This is a genomic window from Vibrio sp. 1069, from assembly GCF_033340555.1.
Genome location: NZ_JAWOWP010000310.1, coordinates 1 through 746, shown reverse-complemented (window position 1 = coordinate 746; position 746 = coordinate 1). Strand labels below are relative to the sequence as shown.

At 46.2% G+C, this 746-nt stretch carries 2 protein-coding genes; one reads left to right on the top strand and one right to left on the bottom strand.

Features of this window, described 5'->3' with window-relative positions:
• Nucleotides 1–217: cell division protein ZapB (gene zapB / locus R7040_RS26200; RefSeq protein WP_318097541.1), on the top strand; the 217-nt coding region annotated here is incomplete at its 5' end.
• Between the two features lie 104 nt (nucleotides 218–321).
• Here zapB and rraA read toward each other — a convergent pair.
• On the bottom strand, nucleotides 322–746 hold a 425-nt coding region (gene rraA / locus R7040_RS26195; RefSeq protein ID WP_318097540.1), incomplete at its 5' end, for a ribonuclease E activity regulator RraA.

The window sequence follows — 746 nt, the reverse complement described above, 5'->3', positions numbered from 1 at the left end:
AGAATCTAAAATTCAAACTGCAGTTGACACAATCACTCTTCTTCAGATGGAAGTTGAAGAGCTGAAAGAAGACAAAGTAAAACTAGAAGCAGAAGCAAACGAGCTTCGTTCTCAACGTGAAGATCTAGAGCAAAAAGCTCAGCAAGCTCAGCAAGAGCACGCACAGTGGCAAGAGCGCATTCGTGCACTACTTGGCAAAATGGACGAAGTGGAATAATTTCACTTCATCATCCAGAATTAAAAACACCCGCTTCGGCGGGTGTTTGTGTATTTGGGTATGAGCAGCGCTTTAGTAAACAAAAGGTGACTGGCTATCGGAAACTACTCTTCGACCGTATCATCTAACTCAAGGTCAATATTAAGTGGCTCTGGAGATAGGATGATGCCAGTGTTGTCGGCGTAGATGTAATCTTCTGGAAGGAAGCTAACGCCGCCGAAGTTTACGGGTACATCTAGCTCACCAATGCCCTGGTTTGCCGCGCCAACAGGAATCGATGCCAAAGCTTGAATGCCGAGGTTCATGTCTTCTAGTTCATCAACTTCACGGACACAACCGTAAACGACAATGCCTTCCCACTCGTTTTCTTCTGCAATCGCAGCAATTTCTGCATCGATGAGCGCTTTACGTAAGGAACCGCCACCGTCAATCAACAACACGCGCCCAAGACCATCTTGCTCTAAGGTTTCGCGGATCAGTGAGTTGTCTTCAAAACACTTAATGGTGGTGATTTGCCCGGCAAATGACG